General features: G+C 65.6%; 24 protein-coding genes. 12 read left to right on the top strand and 12 right to left on the bottom strand.

Features of this window, described 5'->3' with window-relative positions; all coding sequences use genetic code 11:
* Positions 1-20: 20 nt before the first annotated feature.
* Positions 21-671 carry a 5'-methylthioadenosine/S-adenosylhomocysteine nucleosidase gene (locus tag VNQ78_RS14735; RefSeq protein WP_325691092.1) on the top strand — a complete coding sequence of 217 codons (651 nt, stop codon included), beginning with the start codon at positions 21-23 and terminating at the stop codon, positions 669-671.
* 475 nt (positions 672-1,146) lie between these two features.
* On the opposite strand, the gene VNQ78_RS14730 is transcribed toward VNQ78_RS14735, so the two are convergent.
* The 10 genes from VNQ78_RS14730 to VNQ78_RS14685 all read right to left on the bottom strand — a co-directional run bounded on the left by VNQ78_RS14730 (position 1,147) and on the right by VNQ78_RS14685 (position 12,212).
* Entirely contained in the window at positions 1,147-2,169 is a 1,023-nt protein-coding gene (locus tag VNQ78_RS14730) for an aspartate-semialdehyde dehydrogenase (protein ID WP_325691090.1), read from the bottom strand.
* A gap of 76 nt (positions 2,170-2,245) precedes the next feature.
* Positions 2,246-2,863 carry a glycosyltransferase family 29 protein gene (locus VNQ78_RS14725; protein WP_325691088.1) on the bottom strand — a complete coding sequence of 206 codons (618 nt, stop codon included), beginning with the start codon at positions 2,861-2,863 and terminating at the stop codon, positions 2,246-2,248.
* Positions 2,860-3,891 (bottom strand): glycosyltransferase family 4 protein, encoded by a 1,032-nt coding sequence (locus tag VNQ78_RS14720; protein WP_325691086.1) that lies wholly within the window; start codon positions 3,889-3,891, stop codon positions 2,860-2,862. The genes VNQ78_RS14725 and VNQ78_RS14720 overlap by 4 nt, the downstream gene beginning before the upstream one ends.
* Positions 3,878-5,077 (bottom strand): MFS transporter, encoded by a 1,200-nt coding sequence (locus tag VNQ78_RS14715; RefSeq protein WP_325691084.1) that lies wholly within the window; start codon positions 5,075-5,077, stop codon positions 3,878-3,880. The genes VNQ78_RS14720 and VNQ78_RS14715 overlap by 14 nt, the downstream gene beginning before the upstream one ends.
* Before the next feature lie 70 nt (positions 5,078-5,147).
* A complete protein-coding gene (locus VNQ78_RS14710) occupies positions 5,148-6,392 on the bottom strand; it encodes an MFS transporter (RefSeq protein ID WP_325691082.1) in 1,245 nt (414 codons plus the stop codon).
* Positions 6,393-6,457: 65 nt separating this feature from the next.
* Positions 6,458-7,633, bottom strand: a complete 1,176-nt coding sequence (locus VNQ78_RS14705) for a TIGR03862 family flavoprotein (protein ID WP_325691274.1) — start codon at positions 7,631-7,633, stop codon at positions 6,458-6,460.
* A 14-nt stretch (positions 7,634-7,647) separates the two neighbouring features.
* Complete coding sequence (gene holA / locus VNQ78_RS14700; protein ID WP_325691080.1) at positions 7,648-8,676, bottom strand: DNA polymerase III subunit delta; 1,029 nt, start codon at positions 8,674-8,676, stop codon at positions 7,648-7,650.
* Positions 8,673-9,158, bottom strand: a complete 486-nt coding sequence (gene lptE / locus VNQ78_RS14695) for an LPS assembly lipoprotein LptE (protein ID WP_325691078.1) — start codon at positions 9,156-9,158, stop codon at positions 8,673-8,675. Before lptE ends, holA begins: the two co-directional genes overlap by 4 nt.
* The gene (gene leuS, locus VNQ78_RS14690) at positions 9,145-11,682 is read right to left on the bottom strand and encodes a leucine--tRNA ligase (RefSeq protein ID WP_325691076.1); all 2,538 of its coding nucleotides are present in this window, start codon (positions 11,680-11,682) and stop codon (positions 9,145-9,147) included. The genes lptE and leuS overlap by 14 nt, the downstream gene beginning before the upstream one ends.
* 65 nt (positions 11,683-11,747) lie before the next feature.
* Positions 11,748-12,212: a DUF3576 domain-containing protein gene (locus tag VNQ78_RS14685; protein ID WP_325691074.1), complete on the bottom strand. Its 465-nt coding sequence runs from the start codon at positions 12,210-12,212 to the stop codon at positions 11,748-11,750.
* A gap of 434 nt (positions 12,213-12,646) precedes the next feature.
* Between VNQ78_RS14685 and VNQ78_RS14680 the strand changes: the two genes are divergently transcribed.
* The 6 genes from VNQ78_RS14680 (at position 12,647) to VNQ78_RS14655 (ending at position 19,069) form a co-directional block, all read left to right on the top strand.
* Positions 12,647-13,678, top strand: a complete 1,032-nt coding sequence (locus VNQ78_RS14680; protein ID WP_325691072.1) for a porin — start codon at positions 12,647-12,649, stop codon at positions 13,676-13,678.
* 69 nt (positions 13,679-13,747) lie between these two features.
* Entirely contained in the window at positions 13,748-14,401 is a 654-nt protein-coding gene (locus VNQ78_RS14675; RefSeq protein ID WP_325691070.1) for a YggS family pyridoxal phosphate-dependent enzyme, read from the top strand.
* A gap of 104 nt (positions 14,402-14,505) precedes the next feature.
* Positions 14,506-15,366: a calcium-binding protein gene (locus tag VNQ78_RS14670; protein ID WP_325691068.1), complete on the top strand. Its 861-nt coding sequence runs from the start codon at positions 14,506-14,508 to the stop codon at positions 15,364-15,366.
* A gap of 146 nt (positions 15,367-15,512) precedes the next feature.
* Complete coding sequence (gene rpsO / locus VNQ78_RS14665; protein ID WP_325691066.1) at positions 15,513-15,782, top strand: 30S ribosomal protein S15; 270 nt, start codon at positions 15,513-15,515, stop codon at positions 15,780-15,782.
* A 272-nt stretch (positions 15,783-16,054) separates the two neighbouring features.
* Complete coding sequence (gene pnp / locus VNQ78_RS14660) at positions 16,055-18,199, top strand: polyribonucleotide nucleotidyltransferase (RefSeq protein ID WP_325691064.1); 2,145 nt, start codon at positions 16,055-16,057, stop codon at positions 18,197-18,199.
* Between the two features lie 72 nt (positions 18,200-18,271).
* Positions 18,272-19,069 carry a hypothetical protein gene (locus VNQ78_RS14655; protein WP_325691062.1) on the top strand — a complete coding sequence of 266 codons (798 nt, stop codon included), beginning with the start codon at positions 18,272-18,274 and terminating at the stop codon, positions 19,067-19,069.
* On the opposite strand, the gene VNQ78_RS14650 is transcribed toward VNQ78_RS14655, so the two are convergent.
* Entirely contained in the window at positions 19,066-19,704 is a 639-nt protein-coding gene (locus VNQ78_RS14650) for an FMN-binding negative transcriptional regulator (RefSeq protein ID WP_325691060.1), read from the bottom strand. The two genes, VNQ78_RS14655 and VNQ78_RS14650, sit on opposite strands and share 4 nt — an antisense overlap.
* Before the next feature lie 99 nt (positions 19,705-19,803).
* Positions 19,804-20,460 carry a peroxiredoxin gene (locus VNQ78_RS14645; RefSeq protein WP_325691058.1) on the bottom strand — a complete coding sequence of 219 codons (657 nt, stop codon included), beginning with the start codon at positions 20,458-20,460 and terminating at the stop codon, positions 19,804-19,806.
* A 173-nt stretch (positions 20,461-20,633) separates the two neighbouring features.
* Between VNQ78_RS14645 and VNQ78_RS14640 the strand changes: the two genes are divergently transcribed.
* The 5 genes from VNQ78_RS14640 to VNQ78_RS14620 form a co-directional block, all read left to right on the top strand.
* Complete coding sequence (locus VNQ78_RS14640) at positions 20,634-22,076, top strand: aldehyde dehydrogenase family protein (protein ID WP_325691273.1); 1,443 nt, start codon at positions 20,634-20,636, stop codon at positions 22,074-22,076.
* Positions 22,077-22,208: 132 nt separating this feature from the next.
* On the top strand, positions 22,209-23,102 hold the full coding sequence (locus VNQ78_RS14635) for a sugar kinase (RefSeq protein WP_325691056.1): 894 nt from the start codon (positions 22,209-22,211) through the stop codon (positions 23,100-23,102).
* Between the two features lie 134 nt (positions 23,103-23,236).
* A complete protein-coding gene (locus VNQ78_RS14630; RefSeq protein WP_325691054.1) occupies positions 23,237-24,283 on the top strand; it encodes a sn-glycerol-3-phosphate ABC transporter ATP-binding protein UgpC in 1,047 nt (348 codons plus the stop codon).
* A gap of 77 nt (positions 24,284-24,360) precedes the next feature.
* The gene (locus VNQ78_RS14625) at positions 24,361-25,674 is read left to right on the top strand and encodes an ABC transporter substrate-binding protein (RefSeq protein WP_325691052.1); all 1,314 of its coding nucleotides are present in this window, start codon (positions 24,361-24,363) and stop codon (positions 25,672-25,674) included.
* A 47-nt stretch (positions 25,675-25,721) separates the two neighbouring features.
* Positions 25,722-26,375 (top strand): sugar ABC transporter permease (locus VNQ78_RS14620; RefSeq protein WP_325691050.1); only part of this gene is annotated, 654 nt, incomplete at its 3' end.

Here is a 26,375-nt window from a genome sequence, read left to right as displayed (position 1 = left end):
CAGCAAAGGTGAGACAAGCGATGCATCCGCTGCCGGTGATAGACAGGATCGCGGGCCATGACGTCCTTTTCGTCATGGCGGTCGATGCGGAATATGGTCCCCATCTTCGCCAGCGGATCACGCCCCTGATGACCGGCGTGGGCCCGGTCGAGGCGGCAGTGGTCCTGACCTCGGCCCTTGCCGGGTTGCAGGCCGTCGGGCGCTTGCCCGCAATCGTGGTGTCACTGGGCTCCGCCGGCTCGCGCGTGCTGGAACAGGCGCGGGTCTATCAGGTTTCGACCGTCGAATATCGCGACATGGACGCCTCTGCCCTCGGGTTTCCCAAGGGGCAGACGCCGATGCTCGACCTGCCGCCGCGGGTGGCGCTGCCGCAGATGCCCGGCCTGCCGGCGGCGAGCCTCGCGACCGGCGCAAGCGTGGTCAGCGGGGTAGGCTATGATGCGACCGCCGCCGAGATGGTCGATATGGAAACCTTTGCCGTCCTGCGCGCCTGCCACCGTTTCGGCCTGCCGATGATCGGGCTGCGCGGCATTTCCGACGGCGCAGAGGAGCTGTCGCATCTGGATCACTGGACGCAATACCTGCATCTGGTCGATGAGCGGCTGGCGGAAGCGGCCGATCTACTGACCGGCGCCCTCGAGCGGGGTCTGCTGCCGGGACTGAAGGCTTAAGCGGCTGCTGCAAAAGTTTTTGGGGACGCGGCGGAAAACGCTCCAGATCCGGTGAAGATCGAGCCGAAAATGGGGGCGGCCGGTTTGCGGCGGCCTCTTTGATCCCGATCCGCGCTGCCCCGCCGCACGGGCTTTTCGGCGGAAACGCTGCCCCATCGGCTTCAACTCATGCGGAAGTTGAGCGGTCCCGAAAGGATGATCTCGTCCGGGCCGCTTAAGGCTCGCCGCCGCTTGGCAGGTTGAAACCGATTCCCGCGCGTCGCCCGGCCATCTTTTCTTGCCCGGCTTCATCCTGCGGACCGTCGACAAGTGCCATGACTACCGCGATCCGCTGTGCCCTTAAGCCGCATCGTCAGAGGCCGCGATCTGCTGCACCCCTCCTTATGAAAGCACAGAAAGAACCCGCCCTCGAACGCCGCGCCCAAATTAAAATGGCGCCCCTTGGGGCGCCATCATCTTGCGAGCGGTGGAAGGCTCAGCCTTTCTTCAGACAGCGGCTCCCCAGCAGTTCCGCGATCTGGACCGCGTTCAGCGCCGCGCCCTTGCGCAGGTTGTCCGAGACGATCCACAGGTTCAGCCCGTTCTCGATCGTGACGTCCTGGCGGATGCGCGACACGAAGGTCGCGAAATCGCCGACGCATTCGACCGGCGTGACGTAGCCACCCGGCTCGCGCTTGTCGATGACCAGGATGCCCGGCGCCTCGCGCAGGATGTCGCGGGCCTCGTCCTCGTCAAGGAAATCCTCGAACTCGATGTTGACGGATTCCGAATGGCCGACAAAGACCGGAACGCGCACGCAGGTCGCCGTGACCTTGATCGACGGATCGACGATCTTCTTCGTCTCGGCCGTCATCTTCCACTCTTCCTTGGTGTCGCCGCTGTCCAGGAAGACGTCGATCTGCGGGATCACGTTGAAGGCGATCTGCTTCTGGAATTTCTTCGGCTCGACCTCCTGACCGGGGACATACATGCCCTTGGTCTGGTTCCACAGCTCGTCCATGCCGTCCTTGCCCGCGCCGGAAACCGACTGGTAGGTCGAGACGACCACCCGCTTGATCCGCGCGCGATCATGCAGCGGTTTCAGCGCGACGACCATCTGCGCGGTCGAGCAGTTCGGGTTCGCGATGATCATCTTGTTGCGGTATTCTTCGACCGCGTCCGGGTTCACCTCCGGCACGACCAGCGGGATCTGCGGGTCGTAGCGGTAAAGCGACGAGTTATCGATCACCACGCAGCCCTGCGAGGCGGCGATGGGCGCATAGATCTTGGTCGCGTCCGAGCCGATCGCGAACAGCGCGATGTCATAGCCGGTAAAGTCGAAACCCTCGATGTCCTTGCACTTCAGTGTCTTGTCGCCAAAGCTGACCTCTGTGCCAAGGCTCCGGCGCGAAGCCAGAGCAACAACCTCATCGGCAGGGAACTGGCGCTCGGCCAGGATGTTCAGCATTTCGCGGCCCACATTCCCCGTGGCGCCGGCGACAACGACCTTGTAGCCCATCTGGGGGTCTCCTCATCTAAGGACATCGCGATATAGGGCAGGAAGCGGGAAAACGAAAGCCTATTCCGGTGACGGATCAGCGGATATGCCGGATACGTTGGTCGTTTTTCTGCAATTCTGCCACCCATTCCGCCTCTTTGCCGAAATCATGCGGCACTTTGCCCGCCGTCCTGCTGCCCGAGAGCGAGAGCGAGGCAAAGAAATCAAAGCCATAGAGGCTGAGGCGGGTCATTTCCGAGCGCGCGATCAGGTCGATCATCATGGCCCCGGTCGTCGGCGGCGCGCCGAGGCGCTGCTTCAGCGCCTCGAAATCGCCAAGCGGATGCAAGTAGAATCCGGGGCTGGTGGCGGTGCGCCAGTCCAGCCGCTTGCGCTTGTGCGACATCCAGAGGATCCGCCCCGGCTGGATGCGCGCGCGATCCGCCTCGCCCAGCCGAACGGCGACGGCGAGCCAGTCGGTCCGCCGCCCGTGGCTTTCGGGGTCGGGCATCGGCGCGCGATTGATCCGCACCACCACATCCGCGCCGTCGATCTCGGCCCCGTGGTGCGTGCGGGAGAGCGCGCGCGCATTCCCGACCAGCGCCACGCTGCGACCCGCCAGATCGTCCAGCAGCAGGGACTGCGGCACTGACAGTCTTTGCAGCGCAGCCTCGTCCCGCAGAGTCCGGGCGAGGAGGAAGCCGAGCCGGTTCACGCCAGCAGCTTCCGATAGACCTCGACGATGGCGCGCGCCTCGCCCTCGATGGCGTGGTTCGCGACGACACGGGCGCGCGCGGCGCGGCCCGCCGCCTTGCGGGCGGCATCGTCGTCCAGCCAATGCGCCAGCGCCGCGGTCAGCGCATCCGCATCCTCGCGCGGGACGAGGCTGCCCGTCTCTCCGTCGCGGATCAGGGTCTCGAAGGCGCCGACCCGTGCTGCGACCACCGGAACCTCGCAGGCCATGGCCTCGAGCGGGGTCAGCCCGAACCCCTCCCATCGGGCGGGGGCGGCGAAAAGGTCGATGGCCTGATAGTTGCGGACCACCTGCTCCCACGGAACCTCACCCAGAAAGCGGATGCGGTCGGAGAGGCCAGCGGCCTCGATCCTTGCCTTGAGGTCGTCGGCGAACTTCTGGTTGTCCGCCGTCACCCGGCCCGTGAAGATCAGTTTCGCGCGCGGACGGGTCGGAAACAGGCGCAACGCCGCCTCGACCAGCAGGTCCACGCCCTTCTGTGCGCGGATGCGGCCGAAACAGCCGATCACGATGTCATCGGGAGAAAAGCCCAGTTCCCGCCGCAATCCGGCGCGATCCGGGGCGGGATGGAAGACCGAAAGATCGACGCCATGCAGGATCACCGTCGCCGGACGCTCCAGATAGCTTGCCGCTTGGGGCGAGGTCGCGATCAGCGCGTCCTGCTGGCGGATCAGCCAGCGCGTGAACCCCGTATGTTGTCTTTGCGCGGCTGAGGTAAACAAAAGCTTGTATTTGCGCCCCAGCAGGCGACGCAGGATCAGGCCCAAAGCCATCTCGGTATTGCGGCGGGCGTGCCAGACGCGCCAGCGGTCGCGGGGCAGCGACGCCGCGCGGCTCAACGGGATATGTGGCAGTTCGGGGGGCAGGCCCGGCCCGGTGGTGACGATGCCGATCATCCGCGACTGGACCGGGATCAGCCGCACCACGGTCGCGGTCACCCCCGAGAGGCGGCGTTTCAGGTTCGGGGCGACGACCTCAATTTCCGGCATGGCGATCCTCGGAGCTGAACAGATAGATAACCAATCCAAGCGCCAGAGGTATCAGGAAGAAGAGGAAGATGTAACCATATGCCGTCGGCGCCTCGTGGCGTTCCGACGCGGCCAGATAGACCGGGCGCGACATGAACTGCATCACCCCCACCCCGGCGATCGAGACCATGTTGAGGAAAGTGATGCCCCGACCGACGAGGTGATGGGGCAGGAACACCCGCCCATGCGACATGATCAGCGAATAGGAACTGTCCGAGATGCAGACCATGACCAGCAGCGTGGCGGAGAGCCCGAGGCTCATCCCCGGCGCGAAGGCGAGCGTCGCGAGGACGGAGCAAAGCAGCGCGGTATTGGCGACCGAGGTGCGCTTGTCCGAACCGAAGAGCCGCACGATCCAGCCCACCGACAGGTTCGCCGTCACCATGGCAAGGCCCATGCCCAGCGTGACCCAGCCGATCAGGTAGTCGCTGGCCCCGAAAACCTCGACCAGATAGGGCCCGGCCCAGAGGCCACGGATGCAGGCCGAGGCGGCATAGGTCACGCTGAGCAGCGGCAGGATCGGCCAAAGCTCGCGCACCTTCAGCAATTCGCGCAGGCGTGCGGGCGGCAGCTTTCCGGCGGGCCGGTCGGGGTTCTTGACATAGAGGAAGATGGTCGCGGCAACCGCCAGCGTGACCACGGCCAAGACCAGCAGCGTCTCGCGCCAGCCGATCTGGTTGACGACCCAGACCAGAGGTGCGGCGCCCAGCATGTTGCCGAGCGAGCCGAGCCCGACCACCGCGCCGCCCGCCGCGCTCATCGAGGCGGGGGGAAGGGTGCGGGCAAAGATGAAGAAGCTGCCCATCATCACCGGGGCGCAGCCGACGCCCAGCAGCGCCATGGCGACATGGGCATGCCAGGGCGCGGTCGCCAGCGCAAAGACCAGCGCGCCGCCCCCGCCTCCCAGCGCGAGGAGGAAGGCCACCGTCTCGCGCGGACCATAGCGGTCGAGGCCCCAGCCGACCGGGATCTGCATCGCCGCGAAGGCGATATACCAAAGCCCCGATGACAGCGCGAGATCGGCCGGCCCTGCCCCAAGCTCGCTTTGCAGCGTGGGGGTCAGCACGGCAAGGAAGGCGCGGTAGAACTGGCTCAGCGCATAGCCAAGCACAAGGGACATGAGTCCCGGCGTCATGATCCAGCGCATGTTCTCCCCCTCCGCTTGGTGGCCGGCAAACTGCGTCAGCGGGGCGGCAAGTTCAAGCCGCCCGCGACGGTCAGGCGGCCGCCAGACGCGCGGGGGCCTCGCGCACCGGCAGGTGGATCAGGGCGCTGAACGCGCCGACCCCGACGCCGACCCACCAGACGAGGGTGTAATCGCCGTAAAGGTCATACATCTTGCCGCCCAGCCAGACCCCCAGGAACGAGCCGAGCTGGTGGCTGAGAAAGACGAAGCCATAAAGCGTGCCCATATAGCGCAGCCCGTAGATATAGGCGACGAGGCCCGAGGTCAGCGGCACGGTGGCCAGCCACAGCGCGCCCATCACCAGCGAGAAGATGATGACGCTGGTGGGTGTGATCGGCAGCAGGATGAAGGCGGCCGCCGCGATGGTGCGCAGGGTATAGATCCCCGCCAGCAGGTATTTCTTGGTATAGCGCTTGCCGAGCCAGCCGGCGAAGATCGCCCCGGCGATATTCGCAAGCCCGATGAGCGAGATCGCGGCCGCGCCAAGGGCCGAGGTCGTGGTGATCCCGATGCTGGCCAGCGTGCCCATCGGACTGATCGGGCCGCACATCTCGGTAATCATCGCGGGGAAATGCGCGGTGATGAAGGCAAGCTGATAGCCGCAGGAGAAGAAGCCCGCGAAGATCATCAGGTAGGAAGGATCGGTGAAGGCGCGCTTGAGGACGGTGCCCATGCTCTCCTCAAGCTCGTGGCGCGAGGCAGGCTTGCGCCCGCCCAGCATCGGCAAGAAAAGCAGGCAGGTCAGCACGACCACGCCGAAGATGACGAAGACCGTCTGCCACGGATAGACCGAGAGCAGCCCCTCGGCCAAGGGCGCGCCAAAGACCTGCCCGGCCGAACCCGCCGCCGTCGCGATGCCAAGCGAGAGGCTGCGGTTTTCGTCGCTGGAGGCGCGGCCGATCACGGCGAGGATAACCCCGAATCCGGTGCCGGCGACGCCGAAACCGACCATGATTTCAAGCAGTTGCATCGTCGCCGGATCGCTGGCGAAGGAGGTCAGGATCAGGCCCGCGGAATAGAGGAATGCGCCGATGATGATCGACCAGCGATCACCCCAGCGTTCCCCCAGCGCGCCAAAGATCGGCTGGCCGATGCCCCAGGCAAGGTTCTGGATCGCGATGGCAAGGCTGAACTCGGCCCGCGGCCAGCCGAATTCGGTCGCGATCGGGATCTGGAATACGCCGAAGCTGGCACGCAGCGCGAAGTTGATCAGCAGGATGAGCGACCCGCCGATCAGGACCGGCGTGAAGAGTTGCGCGCGCGTGGCGTTGGTCATGGCGTGATCCTTGGTATGGCAGTCCCAATTCCTGCGCCCGGCCGCAGGGGAGGTCAATGGCCCGCCTATGGCCGCGAGGGGCGCAGGCGCAGTTTTTCCGCCGCCGCCTGCCCGGCCAGCCGCCCGGAGGCGAGGCAGGCGGTCAGAAGATAGCCGCCGGTCGGGGCCTCCCAGTCAAGCATCTCGCCCGCGGCAAAGACGCCCGGCATGGCCCGCAGCTCCAGCCCGTCGAGGCTTGTCGCGGTGATGCCCCCGGCCGAGGATATGGCGCGCTGAAGCCCCATTGCGCCCGAATGGATCAGCGGCAGCGCCTTGGCGCGCCGGGCCAGCTGGAGGGGATCCGTGGGCAGGGGCCGTCCCCATTCCATCAGCAGCGCCGCTCGGACCGGATCGCCCAGCACGCGCCGCAGCCGGTTCCCCACCGAAAGCTTCGCGGGCGCGTTCGCAAGGCGGCGGGCAAGTTCCTCGGACGAGAGGTCGGGGGCGAGGTCGATCGTGGCGGCGGAGCCGTCGCGGATGACCTGTGCGACCTCGTAGATGCCGCCGCCCTCGATCCCGGTCTGCGTCACGACCCATTCGCCCCGGCTGGAAAGCCTGCCCGCGTTCAGGGCGACGCCCTTGACCGCCTGCCCGAAATGCCGAGCCATTGCCGGCGACCAGTTGACGCGGAAACCCATATTCGCCGGGCGGAAGGGCGCGATCCCGACCCCGCGCGCGGCGAGCCACGGCACCCATGCGGCGTCGGAGCCGAGGCGCGGCCAGCTTGCCCCGCCAAGGGCGAGGATGACGGTTTCGGGTTGCAGCACGGCCGCGCCCTCAGGCGTGTCGAAGCGCCAGCCCTGCCCGTCGAACCCGGTCCAGCGCCAGCGCGTCCGCAGGTCCACGCCCAGACCGGCCAGCCGCGACAGCCATGCGCGCAGCAGCGGCGAGGCCTTCATGCCCAGCGGAAAGACCCGCCCGGTCGATCCGGTGAAGAGAGCAATCCCAAGCCCCTCGGCCCATGCCATGACCTCGGCCGGTCCGAAGGACTGCAACCCGAGGTCGATTTCGCCGGTCACGCGCCGGGAAAAGGCCGCGGGCGATTCGCTCTTGGTCAGGTTCAGGCCGGACTTGCCCGCCATCAGGAATTTGCGGGCCGGGGTCGGCATCGCCTCGGCCACGACCACGCGGGCGCCCTGCCCGCCCAGGACTTCCGCCGCCATCAGACCGGCAGGACCCGCGCCGATGACCAATGCGTCGATCCGTTCGACCGGACTCACCGGCCCCCCCGGGGCATCATGGTAAGCCGCAGGAGCATCCGCTCCATCACCGCCATGGCGGGCGCGCGAGAGGCGGAGCGCAACTGCAGGTCGGTGTCGATCAACTGGTGGACCGCATCCTCAAGCGCGCGCATACCCCAGGCTTGTGCCTGCCGCAGCATCCGGTCGCGGCGCGGCCCGAAGACCGGCGGACGCAGGCGCGCGAGTCCCGCCCCCGGCCCGCCCGGATCCGAGGCGCCGGCATGGAGCGCCCGGAAATGGCGCAGGGCGGCGATGCAGAGCGTGACCGGCAGGATGCCCTGCCCCTCGATCCGGCGCATCAGCAGGCCGAACTCGCCCGCCCGACCCTCGGCCACGCAGTCGATCAGTTCGTCCACCTCGGTCTCGATCGTGGCGGGGGCAAGCAGGGCGATTTCGGCCGGGGTCAGCGGGCTCGGGTCGTCGTATTTGTAGAGGCCGATCTTCTCGACCGTCTGGCGGAAATCGCCGGGATCGAGCGCGCGGCTGAGCGCGACCAGATCCCGCATCGCGTCGCGCGGCACCTCGCGCAGCCCGGCATCGGACAGCCAGCGGGTGATCTCCTCCTCGCCCGGCGGGTCGTCATAGATCGGCGCGGTCACGGCGGCGGGATGCGGCTCGAAGAGCTTGCGCAAGGCGGAAGATTTGGAGAGCCCGCCCGCGGCAATGACGATGACCGCGTCGCCGCTGCGCCATTCCTTGATCGCGGTCGCGATGGCGGGGGCCGCCGCATCGGGCGTGTCATCGACAAGGACGAGGCGCTGGCCGGGAAAGAAGCCGACCGCCTTGACCGCATCGAGCAGCGCGGCCGGATCCTTGCGCAGGTCGCTGCCGGGCAGGCGGGTCAGGCGCATCTCCTCCTCGGCACCCTCGCCGACGAGGGCCTTGACCGCCTCGGCCCGCTTCAGGGCGACGCGCATCGCGTCCTGACCATAGATCAGCAAGGCAGGGCGCGTCGGATCGGGGCGCGCCAGATAGCGGGCGATCTCGGCGCCCTTCAGGATCATGGAATCGTTGCTGGATCGACTGCCAGCAGACGCGTCACGACCATGTCGGCCAGAAGCCGGGCCAGACGCTTATGCGCGTCCTGCTCGGCCGTCATCGTGGCGATCGTGGTGCCCGTGGTCGAATAGGAGGTGAAGCTGCTGACCTGCCCGCGCGTGACCGCCCGCCCGGTCGCAAGCTCGGTCAGCGTGTAATAGGCGCTGCCGTTCAGGGCGTAGCGGGTCGTGACCTCCTCGGGCGTGATCGCCTGCGGCACGACGGCGATGCGCATCTGCCATGCCAGCTCATAGGAGGCGCTGGCCTCCGGTCCCAGACGCTCGGCAATGCGCCCGGCAAAGGCGAAATCATCGGGCGAGTTCGGATCGGCGGTGCGCACCTTGCCGAAAAGCCGCCCGCCGGTCCCGCCCGGTCCATAGACCGGGGTGAAGCCGCAGGCAGCGAGCGCCAGCGCGCCGAGGACGAAGGCGCGCCTAGACCACGACATTGACGATACGTCCCGGCACGACGATCAGCTTTTTCGGCGCTGCGCCGTCCATGAAGCGCAGGACGGTTTCATCCGCCAGCACCATTGCCTCGATCTGTTCTTTCGGCATGTCCTTCGGCACCTCGATCTCGGCCCGACGCTTGCCGTTGATCTGGATCGGCAGAACGACGCTGTCCGAAACGAGCAGCGCCGGGTCCGCCTCGGGCCAGGCGGCATTGACCACCATGCCCTCTCCACCGGCTTTCGACCAGAGTTCTTCGGCAAGATGCGGCACCATCGGCGCAAGCAGCCTTGCGAGGATGCGCAGCGCCGCGCGCCGCTCCTCGCCGCCTGCCTTCGACTTGCCGATGGCATTGGCAAGTTCGTAGAGCTTGGCGACGGCCTTGTTGAAGGCAAAACCCTCGATCGCCTTGGTCACATCGGCGATGGCGCGATGCGCGGCGCGCAGCAGGTCTGGATCGTCGCCTTCCGCGGGGATCTCGTCGGCAAGGCGCCAGACGCGGGACAGGAACTTGTTCGCGGCCTCGGCCCCGGCGGCGGTCCATTCCACGTCACGCTCGGGTGGGCTGTCCGAGAGCATGAACCAGCGCGCGGTATCGGCGCCGAAGCTGGCGACGATGTTGACCGGATCGACGACGTTCTTCTTGGATTTCGACATCTTCGCCGAGGGCACGATCTCGACCGCCGTGCCGTCGGCCAGCTTTCCGTCCGTCACCGCCTCGGGCAGGTGATAGACTGGCCGGCCGCGCTCGTCCCGGGTCATGTAGATTTCATGCGTGACCATGCCCTGCGTGAAGAGCGCGTCGAAGGGCTCCTTCGCGCTCTCAGGCAGGTGGCCGGTCTTGACCATCGCGCGGGCGAAGAAGCGCGAATAGAGCAGGTGCAGAATCGCGTGTTCGATGCCGCCGATATACTGGTCGACATTCATCCAGTAATCGGCTTCCTCGCGCACCGTCGGGGTCGAGGCGTGAGGTGCGGTGAAGCGCGCGTAATACCAGGACGAATCGACGAAGGTGTCCATGGTGTCCGTCTCGCGCCGGGCGGGCTTGCCGCAGACCGGGCAGGCCACGTTGCGCCAGGTCGGGTGGCGGTCAAGCGGGTTGCCGGGCACGTCGAAGGTCACGTCCTGCGGCAGCAGGATCGGCAGGTTTTCCTTTTTCTCGGGGACCGTGCCGCAATCGGGGCAATGGACGACGGGAATCGGGCAGCCCCAATAGCGCTGGCGCGAAATGCCCCAGTCGCGCAGGCGGAACTTGGTCACGCCCTCGCCATAGCCTTCGGCCTCGGCGTGCTGGATGGCGGCGTCGACCGCCGCCTCTCCGGTCTGCTCGACCGCGCCCGAGAAGCCGCGCACATAGGTCACGACCTCGGATTTCAGCGGCACATAGGGGGCCTCGGCGACAAGCGCGTCCGCCTCGGCCAGCGTCGCGCCTTTCGGTCCGAAGGTGGCGCGGATCGGCAGGCCGTATTTCTGCGCGAATTCATGGTCGCGCTCGTCATGCGCGGGCGAGCCGAAGATCGCGCCGGTGCCGTAATCCATCAGCACGAAATTCGCGATCCAGATCGGCAGTTTCCATTCTGGATCAAGCGGATGGCGCACGGTCAGGCCGGTGTCGAAGCCAAGCTTCGGCGCGGTCTCGATCGCTTCCTCGGTGGTGCCGATGCGGCGGCATTCGGTGCAGAAATCGGCGATCTCGGGGCGGGTTTCGGCCAGCGCCTTGATCAGCGGGTGATCCGGCGACAGCGCGACGAAGCTTGCGCCCAGCAGCGTGTCGGGACGGGTCGTATAGACCTCGATCCGGTCGAAGCCCTCGGGCGCGTCCACGGTCTCGAAGCCGAATTGCAGCCCGCGCGACTTGCCGATCCAGTTCTGCTGCATCAGCCGGACCTTTTCCGGCCAGCCGTTCAGGTTGTCCAGCGCCGAGAGCAGCTCCTCGGAATAGTCCGAGATGCGGAAGAACCATTGCGTCAGCTCGCGCCGCTCGACCAGCGCGCCCGAGCGCCAGCCGCGCCCGTCCTCGACCTGTTCGTTCGCAAGGACGGTCATGTCGACCGGATCCCAGTTCACCATCGCCGACTTGCGATAGATCAGCCCGGAATCGAGGAAATCGAGGAACAATGCCTGTTGCTGGGCGACATAATCGTCGTCGCAGGTGGCGAATTCGCGGCTCCAGTCGATCGAGAGGCCCAGCGGCTTCAGCTGCTCGCGCATGGTGGCGATATTGGCATAGGTCCAGGTGCGGGGGTGGCCGCCCTGCTCCATCGCGGCGTTTTCGGCCGGCATCCCGAAGGCGTCCCAGCCCATCGGATGCAGCACGCTGAAGCCCTGCGCGCGCTTGAAGCGCGCCACCACGTCGCCCATCGTGTAGTTGCGAACATGGCCCATATGGATGCGCCCCGAGGGATAGGGAAACATCTCGAGGACGTAGTATTTGGGCCGCTCGTCCCGCACGGCAAGGAACGTGCCGGCTTCGTCCCACGCCTGTTGCCAGTGCGGCTCGCTGATTGCGGGATCATAGGGCATGGGAACCTCCGGGCGTCAGATTGCCCGCAGGGTATTATATGCTGCTTGCCCGCAGGTCCAGCCGGTCAGAGCTTGCCGTCGCGGACGCGCATCTGACGCGCGCGGGTCAGGATCGCATCCTCGACCGCGCGGACGGTGTCGGGGGCGACTGCGCTGCCGCCCGGTCCCTGCAGCGAGACCTTGAGCGCGCGGGCGTCAAGCGACGGGTCCGAGACCTTGATCGTCGCGCGATAGGAACGGCCTCCGCCAGGGGGCGTGCCGTAGCCCGTGACGATCACCCCGGTAAAGGGATCGACCGTCTGGATCGGCAGGAAGTTCAGCACCTCGAGGCTCGCGTTCCACAGATAGCGGTTCACCGCCACCGTGTCGTTCGAGCTGCGGCGATTGCCGAACAGATCCCAGAGCGAGGCATCGTCAGGCGCCACCTCGTCCTGCCGTCCGGTGTTCTGGCTGGAGCCGGAGCCCGAACAGGCGGCAAGCCCTGCGCAAAGAAACAGGGCGGCGGTCAGCCGTGCGGCGCGTCTGGTCATCTGTCATCCCCCGGATCGTCCTTCGCCGAGCCATAGCGCAAATACGGCCCTAGCGACAAGAGAGGGGATTTCAGCCCCGGAAGGCCGCTGGCCTGCGTCCAGAGGGCCACTTCCGGTGTGGCGCATGCGTGCCCGCGTCGGTTCGGAGCATCCGCAAGTCACGATCCGGGGGTCCGCCCTGCGCGCTGCCTTCCATACCGTATGTCGCGACGATTGCAGAGAAAATCCCGATAATCCCCGCCCTTCCGACCCATTCTGGCGGCGCGGCTTCCGGGCGGTTTCAGCTGGTGTGGCCCTTGTGCATCACAGCCATCGCTAAACAGAGAGTTCGAACCTGAATCCGTTGCAATGAAATGGGGAACAGGCGACATACCGGTCCATACCTCATGCCGGCGTGCCGGTTGGGGCACACGAGAGAGACAAGAGGGAAAACCATGAAAAAGGTTCTTTTCGCCACCAGCGCCCTGGTGCTTTCGGCGGGCTTCGCCTCGGCCGAAGTCGCTGTTTCCGGCGACGGCCGCATGGGTGTGATCTATGACGGCAACGACGCGCAGTTCTCCAGCCGCGCTCGCGTTCGCTTCACCCTGACCGGCGAATCGGATGCTGGCCTGTCGTTCGGCGGTGCGTTCCGCGTCGACCAGGAAAACTACAGCGACTACCCGGACTCGCTGCGTTCGGCCGCTCGCGGCACCGCTGGCGCCGTCTGGGTTTCGGGCACCTACGGCAAGCTGTCGATGGGTGACGTCGTTTCGGCTTCGGAAAACGCGATCGGCGACCTGTACGAAGTCGGTTACACCGACGGTACGTTCGGTAACGACATCGAAGAAATCTCGTACCTGACGGGCGACGGTGAAAACCTCGACCAGGGTCCGAGCATCCTGTACGAATACACCTTCGAGAACTTCTCGGTCTTCGCTTCGGCTTCGGACGGCGTGAACACCAGCGGCCCGGCCATCACCGGTCGCGGCGACGCAGTTTTTGACGAAGACGGTGCGTTCATCGGTTACGAAACCGACGTTGACACCGCTTCGACCGCCTGGAACATCGCGGCGAAATACGAAGCCGACAACTTCTGGGTCGCTCTGGGCTATGCCAAGCATGACGACGCAGACGAAGTCGTTCTGGGCGCCGAAGGCACCTTCAACAACTTCTCGGTCAAAGGCGTCTACTCGAAATACGGCGACCGCTACTCCGCGTTCGGCGACGACGGTACCGCCACGGAAGAATACGATCAAAGCTATGGTATCGCTCTGGCCTACCAGATGGATGCGATCCTGATCGAAGGCTTCTACCGTCGTGACGAATACAACGGGCTGGTCGACGGCGTCTCCGACTCCGACTACGACTCGTTCGGTATCGGTGCCGAATACGACCTGGGCGGCGGCGCTGTCCTGGCTGGCGGTATCATCGACAGCGACTTCATGGACGACACCGTTGCCGACCTCGGTGTGAAGTTCAAGTTCTGATCCTTCGGGACAACGAACGGATGAAGAGCGGGCCTTGTGCCCGCTCTTTTCTTTTGGGAATTTCGCATCATGGGACTGGAACAGATCAGAAGCCGCATTGCCGCGGCCGAAATCGCCGCCGGCCGGCCGCAAGGCTCGGTTCGGCTGATTGCCGTCAGCAAGGTCCAGCCGCCCGAACGGGTCGAGGCCGTGCTGAACGCCGGCCAGCGCGTCTTTGGCGAGAATTATGTCCAGGAGGCTGCCGGGAAATGGCCTGAATGGCGTGAGCGCTATCCGAATGTCGAATTGCACATGATCGGGCCGCTGCAGACCAATAAACTGAAGCTGGCACTGGATCTGTTTGACGCGATCCACACGCTCGACCGTCCCTCGCTGGCGTCGAAGCTGGCGCGTCAGATCCAGGCGCGTGGGGCCGCACCCCAGCTTTTCGTGCAGGTGAATACCGGTGCCGAACCGCAGAAGGCGGGAATCCTGCCGGACGAGGCGGATGGTTTCATCGCGGAATGCCGGCGCCTCGACCTGCCTTTGACGGGCCTGATGTGCATCCCGCCCGAGGACGCGGATCCGGTTCCGCACTTCGCCGCCTTGCGCGGGATTGCGGCGCGGAACGGCCTTACGGGCCTCTCGATGGGCATGAGCGCCGATTTCGAGAGCGCCATCGCCGAAGGGGCGACCCATATCCGCGTGGGCAGCGCGATCTTTGGCGCCCGCGACTATGGTTGAGGCAACCTTCGGACTCCGTTAACCTTTTCGGCCGAAACCGGATGCGTTCCGGCCAGCACCAGCCTAGGCTTTCCTGAGGGGTTCACGATTCTCGAAGGTGTCTCATGCTGCTTTTGGGTGGCCTGATCGGGCTTTTGTTCATGGGCGTCGCGATCGACGCGATCAGCGCCGATGAAGACGAAGAATCGCCGCCGGAAGCTGATGAGCCGGGCCTGCGGATCGACGGCGGCGAAGGCCCGGACGGGCTGACGGGCGCCGCGGGTGACGACCTGCTGGCCGGGCAGGGCGGCGATGACGACCTGCAGGGCGGGCAGGGCGACGACACGCTCAGCGGTGGCGACGGCAGTGACTGGATCCATGGCGACGGCGATTTCGGTCCCGGAGGCAACGACTTGCTGCTGGGCGGGGCAGGCGACGACCTGCTGGCCGGGCAGGGCGGCGATGACACGGCCCGCGGCGGCGGGGGCGACGACACCATCTTCGGGGGCGAGGGCGATGACCTGCTCTTGGGCGGGGCGGGAAACGACTGGATCTCGGGCAATGCGGGCAATGACACATTGGTCGCCGGTCCGGGTGAAGACGATCTCGATGGGGGCGAGGGTAACGACCTGCTGCTGGGTTGGGACGGAGCCGGCCGGGCCTGGCTGCATGGCGGAGCGGGGCAGGACACGCTCAACCCCCGGTCCGGCGATTTCGCCGAAGGTGGCGCGGGGCGTGATCTGTTCCTTCTCGACGAACCCGGTGTGGGGATGGTCGAGATCGGCGATTACGACCCGGTGGAGGATCGGATCGAATTGCGATGGCCGGGGAATGAGGGCGACCCGCCGCCAGAGGTGAAGCTGGAACCCGATGGCAATGGCGCGACGATCATCCGGCTGGATGGCGAGGCGGTGGGGCGCGTGCTTGGCGCCGAGGGGTTGACCCTCAGCGACATCATCCTGACAAAGATCACTCCGCAGGGGTGATCCGGCAGAAATACCTTTCATTTCCACGGGATTTCGCCTATATGCCCGCATCCTTCGGGGCCAGCCCCGGCGGATATCTCCACGGGCCCGCGCTGGACGACATCCCGGCCGGAGCCATAACCCTTTGTTTCTGAAAGGAGACCCCGATGTCGATCACTGTCGAGGAAAAGAATCGCCTGATGGCTGAATTTGCGACCAAGAAAGGCGACACCGGTTCGCCCGAGGTTCAGGTTGCCATCCTGTCGTCGCGCATCGCGACGCTGACCGAGCATTTCAAGACCCACAAGAAAGACAACCACTCGCGTCGTGGTCTGCTGAAGCTGGTCGCGCAGCGCCGCAAGCTGCTGGACTATCTGAAGCGCAAGGAAGAAGCCCGCTATACCGATCTGATCGCCAAGCTGGGCCTGCGCCGTTGATCCGCGCCGGAACTTTCTGACCTTACGCCCGCGACGAAAGCCGCGGGCGTTTTTCGTGGAAGGTCAGGCGGGGTGGTCCGCGCCATCTCCCTGCGCAATCCGGCCCGGTCCTAGCCACTTCCCAAAACCCTTGTTTTGCTGTATGCCCCGCGCATCTGTGACGTGACGCCCAAGCCCCGGGGCACATGCAAAGGATAGGGGCAGGCGGCAATGGGGCCGCCATATGACACGGGACGCGACCGGAGGGGCCGGCCGTTCCCAGAGGAAATCAGATGTTTGATGAAGTGAAGAAATCGATCCAGTGGGGCCAGGAAACGCTCACGCTGGAAACGGGCAAGGTTGCCCGTCAGGCCGACGGCTCGGTCATCGCCACGCTTGGCGAAACCAGCGTCATGGCCAACGTCACTTTCGCGAAAGAGCCGAAACCGGGGCAGGACTTCTTCCCGCTGACGGTTCACTACCAAGAGAAATACTATGCCGCCGGCAAGGTGCCGGGCGGCTTCTTCAAGCGCGAGGCGCGCCCGACCGAGAAAGAGACGCTGACCGCGCGTCTGATCGACCGTCCCTGCCGCCCGCTCTTCGCCCCCGGCTTCAAGAACGAAGTCCTGGTGATGTGCACCGTGCTGTCGCACGACCTGGTCAACGATCCCGACATCGTCGCGATGATCGCCGCCTCGGCCGCGCTGACCATCTCGGGCGTGCCCTTCATGGGTCCGATCGGCGCCGCGCGCGTGGGCTTTGCCAATGGCGAATATGTGCTGAACCCGGAAGTTCAGGACATGGACCAGCTGCGCAACAACCCCGAACAGCGTCTGGACCTTGTCGTCGCCGGCACCAAAGACGCCGTGATGATGGTCGAATCGGAAGCCTATGAGCTGACCGAGGAAGAGATGCTGGGCGCCGTGAAATTCGGCCACGAGCAGATGCAGCCGGTGATCGACCTGATCATCGACCTGGCCGAAGCCGCCGCGAAAGAGCCCTTCAACTTCCAGTCGCCGGACTATTCCGCGCTTTACGCCCGCGTGAAATCGCTGGGCGAGACCCAGATGCGCGCCGCCTATGCGCTGCGCGACAAGGGTGAGCGTCATGACGCGATCGAGGCGACCAAGGCCGCGATCAAGGCGGGCCTCTCGGAAGAAGAGCTGGCCGATGCCAACCTCGGCTCGGCGCTGAAGAAGCTGGAATCGGGCATTCTGCGCGGTGACATCATCAATGGCGGCGCCCGCATCGACGGTCGTGACACCAAGACCGTCCGCGCGATCGACAGCGAAGTCGGCATCCTGCCGCGCACCCACGGTTCGGCGCTGTTCACCCGCGGCGAGACGCAGGCGCTGGTCGTGACCACGCTGGGCACCGGCGACGATGAGCAGATCATCGACGCGCTGCACGGCAACTTCCGCTCGAACTTCCTGCTGCATTACAACTTCCCGCCCTATTCGGTCGGCGAGGTTGGCCGCGTGGGTTCGCCCGGCCGCCGCGAGATCGGCCACGGCAAGCTGGCATGGCGCGCGCTGCAGGCGGTGCTGCCGGCGGCGACCGACTTCCCCTATACCATCCGCGTCGTGTCCGAGATCACGGAATCGAACGGCTCGTCCTCGATGGCTTCGGTCTGCGGCGGCTCGCTGTCGATGATGGATGCGGGCGTTCCGCTGAAGGCTCCGGTCGCCGGCGTCGCCATGGGCCTGATCCTTGAGGAAGATGGCAAATATGCGGTCCTGACCGACATCCTTGGCGACGAGGATCACCTCGGCGACATGGACTTCAAGGTCGCGGGCACCGAAAACGGCATCACCTCGCTGCAAATGGACATCAAGGTCGCGGGCATCACCCCGGCGATCATGGAGCAGGCTTTGGCGCAAGCCAAGGACGGCCGGATGCACATCCTGGGCGAGATGGCCCATGCCCTGACCGAAGGCCGCCGCGAGTTCAGCGCCCATGCGCCGCGCATCGAGACGATGACCATCCCGACCGACAAGATCCGTGAAGTGATCGGCTCGGGCGGCAAGGTCATCCGCGAGATCGTGGAAACCTCGGGCGCGAAAGTCGACATCAACGACGACGGCGTCATCAAGATCGCCTCGGCCAATGCCGATTCGATCAAGAAGGCCTATGACATGATCTATTCGATCGTGGCCGAGCCGGAAGAGGGCAAGGTCTATGTCGGCAAGGTCGTGAAGCTGGTCGATTTCGGCGCCTTCGTGAACTTCTTCGGCAAGCGCGACGGTCTGGTCCACGTGTCGCAGATCGCCAACAAGCGCCTGACCCATCCGAACGAGATCCTGAAAGAGGGTCAGGAGGTCAAGGTCAAGCTGCTGGGCTTCGACGATCGCGGCAAGGTCCGCCTTGGCATGAAGATGGTCGACCAGGAGACGGGCGAGGAGATCGTCCCCGAGAAGAAGGAAGAATCGGCCGAGTAATCGGGCGTTCTTTCCCCTGATATGGCCGGCCCGGCAGAAAATCCGGGCCGGTCTTTTCATGCGAGGCAATTGATGCGGAATTCCCTTGCGACGCTTTGGGTCGGAGAGCGTCTTGGCCCGATCGAGCTGGCCTCGGTCGCATCCTTCCTGCGGGTCGGCAATCCGCTGACCGTCTACAGCTATGCGCCGATTGCGAACCTGCCTGCGGGGGTTACGGCGCGGGATGCGCGCGACGTGTTGCCGGGCGAACGGATCGCCATCTATGCGCGCGAGAAAAGCCCCTCGCTGCATTCGAATTTCTTCCGCTTTGCCCTGATGCGAAACACCGACCATATCTGGGTCGATCTGGACATGATCGCGCTGAAGCCCTTCGAGTTCGAGGGTGAGCGCGTCTATGGCTATGAAAAACCGGGGCAGGTGAATTGCGCGGTGCTGCGTCTGCCGAAGGACTCGCCGGTGCTTGCGGCGCTGTCGCTGCTGACGCCCGAGACGCGCGGCATCGCGCCCCATATCACCGGCCTTCGCCGCGCGAAATACTGGGCAAGGACGCTGGGTCGCGGCGTGCCGATCGACCGCTGGCCCTGGGGCAGCACCGGCCCGCGCGCGCTGACCGCCTATCTGCGCCAGCATGACGAGCTGAAGCACGCCCTGCCGATGGATGTGCTTTACCCGGTGCTGACGCGCGAATGCAGCCGCTTCATCGAACCGGGTGCGCTGAGCGATGAAAGTTTCGGGCCGCAGACCCGCGCCGTCCACCTGACCGCGAGCAATATCAACAAGCTCTTGAAGCGCGAGGGCCTGACGGAAATCCCCGAGGATTCCTTTCTGGGCCATCACGTCGCGCGGGCACGGGCGGCGGGCTTCCTCTAGGCCGTGTCGCCGTCTTTTCCGCGCAATTCGGACATGCGCCGGGCCATACCGGCCTGGCCCGTGGCCTCAAGCCCCGCGATGACGCCAAGATAGTCGCGCGCGTCGCGGTTCTGGCTCAGCTTCGACTTGGCGAGCGTCCGCGTGACCGTCAGCCGGAAGGCGACGATGTTCCCCAGCATTTGCTCCATGTAATCCGCGGGCGCATCGGCCATGCGCCAGGCATCCTTGCCGTTCAGCCGCCGTTCATGGATGCGGGTCAGCAGGCCGACCGCGGCGCGCTTGGCCTGCTCGTCATGCTGGAAGCCGAGCGTGCCATAGACATGCACGACCTGATAATTCCAGGTCGGGACATGGCGGTGATGCTCGGGCTTCGAGGGGTAGAAGTTGGGCGAGACATAGGCGTCCTCGCCCCGGAAGATCGCCATGACCTCCTGCCCCTCGGGGATCAGGCGGTGCATGTCATTGGCCAGCGCGACATGACCGATCAGCGTGCCGTCGGGCGCGGCCAGCAAGGGGACATGGTTCGCGATCAGCCCCTCCGCCGTCTGGGCCACGATGCAGGCCAAGGGCGCGTCCTGCATGATGCCCGCGATCTCGTCCGGGCTGATTTCCTTGAAATGCGGGGGAATATACATCTGTCCGTCCGAAGCCTGTCCGGCGGACAGAATCGCGCGTTTCCCCCGAACTGTCCAGTCGGGGAGGGGCCGCGCCCGAAGGCGCGGCGGGGCCAGGAATCAGGCCGGATCCTTGGCAAAGCGCAGATAGGGCAGCTTCTTGTCGAGCTGGCCGTATTTCGCCTCGGCCGCCGCGTCGTCGAGCGCGAGCGCCACGATCACGTCCTGACCGGGGATCCAGTCCGCCGGGGTCGCCAGCGGAACGCCATCGGTCTTTTGCACGGCGTCGAGGGCGCGCAGGATCTCGGCAAAGTTGCGACCGACCGACATCGGATAGGTCATGGTCAGCCGCACCTTCTTGTCCGGGCCGATGATGAAGACGGTCCGCACCGTCGCCGAATGGGCCGGGGTGCGGCCCTCGGCCGGAAGGTAGTAATCGGCCGGCAGCATGTCATAGGCCTTGGCGACGTTCAGTTCGCTATCGTCGATGATGGCGAAGTTCGCGGGGACGCCGGCGACCTTCTCGATATCCGCTTTCCAGCGGGTATGGTCGGCGGCCGAATCGACCGAGACGCCCAGAACCTTGGTCTTGCGCTTCTCGAACTCGGGGACGAGGCGGGCGACGGCGCCGAACTCGGTCGTGCAGACCGGCGTGAAATCGCGGGGATGCGAAAAGAGGATGACGTAGCTGTCGCCGATCCAGTCGTGGAAATTGATCTGGCCATCGGTTGAGTCGGCGGTGAAATCCGGGGCGGTGTCGTTGATGCGCAGGGACATGGCAATGGTTCCTAATTGGTTGATCCGCTGCCACACCATATTCAAGCGGCAGGCATTGTCCAACACGACTTGCCCGGTCGTGAAAGTCCTCCTCCCGCCGCGGGTCTTGAAGCGCAGGTGCGGGAGTGTCACCTTGTCGCCAGTCAATGAAAGGGGGTCCGCTCATGGGCGAGCTGGCAGACAAGCGGAAATTCTACATCAATGGCGCCTGGGTTGCTCCGGCGGTACCGAATGATCTGGAGGTCATCGACCCCTCGAACGAGGAGCCGGTAGCGATCATCTCGCTGGGCGGGCAGGCCGATACCGATGCGGCGGTCGCCGCCGCCAAGGCCGCGTTCCCGGCATGGTCGGCCACCCCTCCGGCCGAGCGGCTGGCCTATGTCGAAAAGATCCTCGCCGTCTACAAGCGCCGTCAGGCCGAGATGGGCAAGGCGATCGAGGACGAGATGGGCGCCCCCCATGACATGGCGATCGACGATCAGGCGGGCTGCGGCATCGGCCATATCGAGACGTTCATCGACTCCTTCCGCGAGTTCGAGTTCATCCGCCCCCTCGGCCCGAACACACCGGGCAGCATGGTCGCATGGGAGCCGATCGGCGTCGTCGGCCTGATCACGCCCTGGAACTGGCCGATGAACCAGGTCACGCTGAAGGTGATCCCGGCGCTTCTGGCGGGCAATACCGTCGTGCTGAAACCGTCCGAAATCGCGCCGCTGTCCTCGATCCTCTTCGCGGAATTCGTGGACGAGGCGGGGCTGCCTCCGGGCGTCTTCAATCTGGTGAACGGCGATGGCGTGGGCGTCGGAACGCAGCTTTCGGTCCATCCCGATGTCGAGATGATCAGCTTCACCGGCTCGACCCGCGCCGGCATCGCGATCACCAAGGCGGCGGCGGATTCGCTGAAAAAGGTCGCGCTGGAGTTGGGCGGCAAGGGCGCGAACCTGATCTTTGCCGATGCCGACGAAAAGGCGGTGACGCGCGGCGTGCGCCATGTGTTCTACAACAGCGGCCAGTCCTGCAACGCGCCGACCCGGATGCTGGTCGAGCGGTCCTTCTATGAAACCGCCGTCGAGCAGGCGAAGAAGATCGCCGAAAGCACCGAGGTCGCGACCGCCCACCAGTCGGGCCGCCATATCGGTCCGGTGGTCAGCAAGCAGCAATGGGACAAGATCCAGGACCTGATCCAGAAAGGCATCGACGAGGGCGCGCGACTGGTTGCCGGCGGCCCCGGCCTGCCCGAAGGCGTCAATCGCGGCTATTACGTCCGTCCGACCGTCTTTGCCGACGTGACGAACGACATGACCATCGCCCGGCAGGAGATCTTCGGCCCGGTCCTGTCGATCATCCCCTTCGACACCGAGGAGGAGGCGGTCGGGATCGCGAATGACACGATTTACGGCCTGACGAACTATGTCCAGACGCAGGATGGCCACCGCCGCAACCGCCTCGCCCGGCAATTGCGCGCCGGCATGGTCGAGACGAACGGCCAGAGCCGCGGCCGCGGTTCGGCCTTCGGCGGCGTCAAGGCCTCGGGCCGGGCGCGCGAAGGCGGCGTCTGGGGCCTCGAGGAGTTCATGGACAGCAAGCAGATCAGCGGCTGGGACGCGGACGCCTGATCATTCGGGCCATGAGATGCGTGGGGCCGGGGGCAGATCGCCTCCGGCCCGTCTCTTTCTGCCCATCACGGCAAGGGTTTCGCTTTCCCACCGGCCGCTCTAGTTTGCCTGCGCAAAGCAGCGGGGGAAGACATGCGCGTGGTTTCGGTCGGAGAATGCATGGTGGAACTGTCGGGCGCGGGGCAGGGGCTTTGGCGTCAGGCGTTCGCGGGCGACACGTTCAACACTGCATGGTATCTGCGCGCCCTGATGCCGCAGGACGCAAAGGTCGACTACCTGACCTGCATCGGGCAGGACGCGATCTCGACCGCGCTTCTGGATTTCATCGCCGGGGCGGGGATCGGCACCGGCTGCATCACCCGGCATCCGACCCGCGCGCCGGGGCTTTACATGATCGACCTGAAGGATGGCGAGCGCAGCTTCACCTATTGGCGCGACAGCAGCGCCGCGCGCTGTCTGGCCGATGACGTGGACCATCTGGCGCGCAGCTTTCACGATGCCGACCTGATCTATTTCTCGGGGATCACGCTGGCGATCCTGACCCCCGACCGGCGCGAGGCCCTGCTTGCGGCGCTGAAAGCCGCGCCCGGCAAGGTCGCCTTTGACAGCAACATGCGCCTGCGCCTCTGGTCGGGGGCCGAGGAGATGCGCGACTGGATCGTCAAGGGCGCGGCAGTGGCCGATATCGCCCTGCCCAGCTTTGACGAGGAGGCGCAGTTCTTCGACGACGCGACCCCGCGCCAGACCGCCGAGCGTTATCTGGGTGCCGGCGTGGCCGAGATCCTGGTCAAGAACGGCGGCGAGGACATGCTGGGGCACACCCCCGACGGCGACTGGCTGGACCTGCCCTGCGGCGAGCGGATCCAGCCCGTCGACACGACCGGGGCAGGGGACAGCTTCAATGGCGGCTATCTTTCCGCCCGGCTCTCCGGTCTGGACATGGCCGGGGCCGTCGCGCGCGGCCACGCGACCGCCGCCCGCGTCATCCGCCATCCGGGCGCGCTGATCCCGCATGAGGCACTTTGACCGGATTGACGTATACATTGGCCGGGCTCACGGCCCGACCTGTCTTTTCGGATTTGTTCCAATAAAAGGCTTGATCGACCCGCGGCTTCCTGCCAGCCTGCCCGCCAATGGATACCTTTGGGAGGAGGGATCGCATGGCCTCGGTCACTATCCGCGAGATAAGAAAATCCTATGGCGCGGTCGAGGTGATGCATGGCGTCTCGGTAGACATCGACGAGGGGGAGTTCGTGGTTCTGGTCGGCCCGTCCGGCTGCGGCAAGTCGACCCTGCTGCGGATGCTGGCAGGGCTTGAGCATATCACCTCGGGCGAGATTCTGATCGGCGAGAAGGTGGTCAACGACCTGCCGCCCAAGGATCGCGACATCGCGATGGTGTTTCAGAACTACGCGCTCTACCCGCATCTGACCGTGGCCGAGAACATGGGCTTTTCGCTGAAGCTCAAGGGCACCTCGCGTGCCGAGATCGAGGAGAAGGTGCGCCCCGCCGCCAATATCCTCGGGCTCGCGCATCTGCTGGACCGCTATCCGCGCCAGCTTTCGGGCGGCCAGCGCCAGCGTGTCGCCATGGGCCGCGCCATCGTGCGCGATCCGCAGGTCTTTTTGTTCGACGAGCCGCTGTCGAACCTCGATGCCAAGCTGCGGGTTTCGATGCGCACCGAGATCAAGAACCTGCACAACCGCCTCAAGACCACGACGGTCTATGTGACCCATGACCAGATCGAAGCCATGACCATGGCCGACAAGATCGTCGTCATGCATGACGGCCGGGTCGAGCAGATCGGCGCCCCGCTGGAGCTTTACGACAGGCCCGCGAACCTGTTCGTCGCCGGTTTCATCGGCAGCCCGGCAATGAACATGATCAATGGCCGCGCAGAGGGTGGGGCCTTCGTCGCCGCCGATGGCCAGCGCCTGCCGGTGACGCGCGCGCCCGAGGGGCGCAAGCTGGTCTATGGCGCCCGCCCCGAGGCGATCACGCTGGGCGGCGACATTCCCCTGACGATCGAGGTCACGGAGCCGACCGGGGCCGAGACCTATGTTGCGGGCAGGCTGGGCGGCGAAGCCGTCACCTGCGTTTTCCGCGACCGCGTGACCGCCCGGCCGGGCGAGGTGATCCATGTCGCCATCGACCCCACCGCCGTTCATCTTTTCGACGCTGACAGCGGGGTGCGCCTGACGGACTGAGGACGACCCCGCGCCTTCGGGGGCGGGGCAGAACAGGCCGGAAGCCGGCCGCATTGCACTTTGGGAGGAGTTAAGCAATGTCCATAGACCGCAGAAAGCTCTTGCAGGGCGGCGCCGCCATCGCGGCGGGTGCCGTGTTGACCAGCCCCTTCATCCGACCGGCCCTCGCACAGGCGGGCGGCGCGATGTTCACCCCGGAAGAGGGCGCGAGCCTGCGCCTGCTGCGCTGGGTGCCCTTCGTCAAGGGCGAGGAGGATGCCTGGAACGCCAACACCAAGGCCTTCACCGAGGCCACCGGGGTTGAGGTCAGGATCGACCAGGAAAGCTGGGAGGATGTGCGCCCGAAAGCTGCCGTCGCCGCCAATGTCGGCTCTGGCCCCGACATGGTGATGAGCTGGTTCGACGACCCCTTCCAATATCCCGACAAGCTGGTCGACGTGACCGACCTCTGCACCATGCTGGGCGAGAAGAACGGCGGCTGGTATGACGGCTTGCGCGGCTATGGCGAGCAGGACGGCAAGTTCATCTCGACCCCGCTCTGCGCCATCGGCAACGCCATCTGCTATCGCGACAGCCATATGAAGGCGGCGGGCTTCGACACCTTCCCGACCGATACCGAGGGTTTCCTCGCGCTTTGCACTGCGCTCAAGGAAAAGGGCACGCCGGCCGGCTTCCCCTTCGGCAAGGCCGTGGGCGACGGCAACAACTTCGTCCACTGGCTGCTCTGGAGCCATGGCGGCCAGACTGTCAACGAGGCGGGCGAGGTCGCGATCAACAGCCCCGAGACCGCGGCGGCGATCGAATATGCCAAGAAACTCTACGCCGTCTTCGTGCCCGGCACGGAAAGCTGGCTCGACATCAACAACAACCGCGCCTTCCTGGCCGGGGATATCTCGCTGACGGCGAATGGCGTGTCGCTCTATTACGCCGCGATGAAGGAGGAGGCCACCAAGGCCCTGGGCGAGGATATCCGCACCTCGAACCTGCCCATCGGCCCGGTCGGCAAGTCGATCGAGCTGCACCAGACCTCGACCATCTCGATCTTCCAGCATTGCAAGTTCCCGAACGCGGCCAAGGCCTATCTGGAATTCATGTATCAGCCCGACCAGATGAACGCCTGGCTGACCGGGGCCAGCGCCTATTGCTGCCAGGCCCTGAAAGGCTTTGCCGACAACCCGGTCTGGACCTCGAACCCGATCCACGCGCCCTATGCCAAGGCGTCTGAATCGCTGCGTCCGAACGGCTATGCCGGACCGCTGGGGCCGGCATCGGCCGGGGTGATGGCGGATTACGTCCTCGTCGACATGTTCGCCGAGGCCGTGACCGGCCAGCGCTCGACCGAGGAAGCGATCGCCAATGCCGAGCGTCGCATTTCCCGCTACTATCGCTGAGCTTCCGGGGCGCCTCCGGGCGCCCCCTTTTCGGAAAGGAGCCGGGGATGCCCGACCTGCCTGAGCCGCGCGCCCCATTCTGGCGCCGCCTTGTCGAAAGCCGAAACGGCCTTGGCCTGCTGTTCATGCTGCCTGCGGCGGTGTTTCTTCTGTGCTTCCTGACCTATCCCTTGGGCCTTGGCGTCTGGCTGGGCTTCACTGATGCCCGCATCGGCCGGGCCGGTCAGTGGATCGGGCTCGAGAACTATGCCTGGCTGATGGATGATCCGGTCTTCTGGCTCTCGGTCTTCAACACGCTCTTCTATACCGTCGTCGCCTCGATCCTGAAATTCGGGCTGGGCCTGTGGCTGGCGCTCCTCTTGAACCGGCATTTGCCCTTCAAGAACTTCTTCCGCGCGATCATCCTGCTGCCTTGGGTGGTGCCGACGGTCCTATCGGCTCTCGCCTTCTGGTGGATCTTCGACAGCCAGTTCTCGATCATCAGCTGGGTGCTGATGAAATGGGGCCTGATCAGCCAGCCGATCAACTTCCTGGGCGATCCCTGGAACGCACGCCTCTCGGTGATGGCGGCGAACGTCTGGCGCGGCATTCCCTTCGTCGCGATCTCGCTGCTGGCCGGGTTGCAGACCATCCCGCAATCCCTGAACGAGGCCGCGGCCATCGACGGCGCGACGCCCTGGCAGCGCTTCCGCCGGGTGACG

The organism is Paracoccus sp. (in: a-proteobacteria) (genome assembly GCF_035556475.1).
Lineage (GTDB): Bacteria > Pseudomonadota > Alphaproteobacteria > Rhodobacterales > Rhodobacteraceae > Paracoccus.
This window is presented reverse-complemented; position numbering and strand designations above follow the sequence as displayed.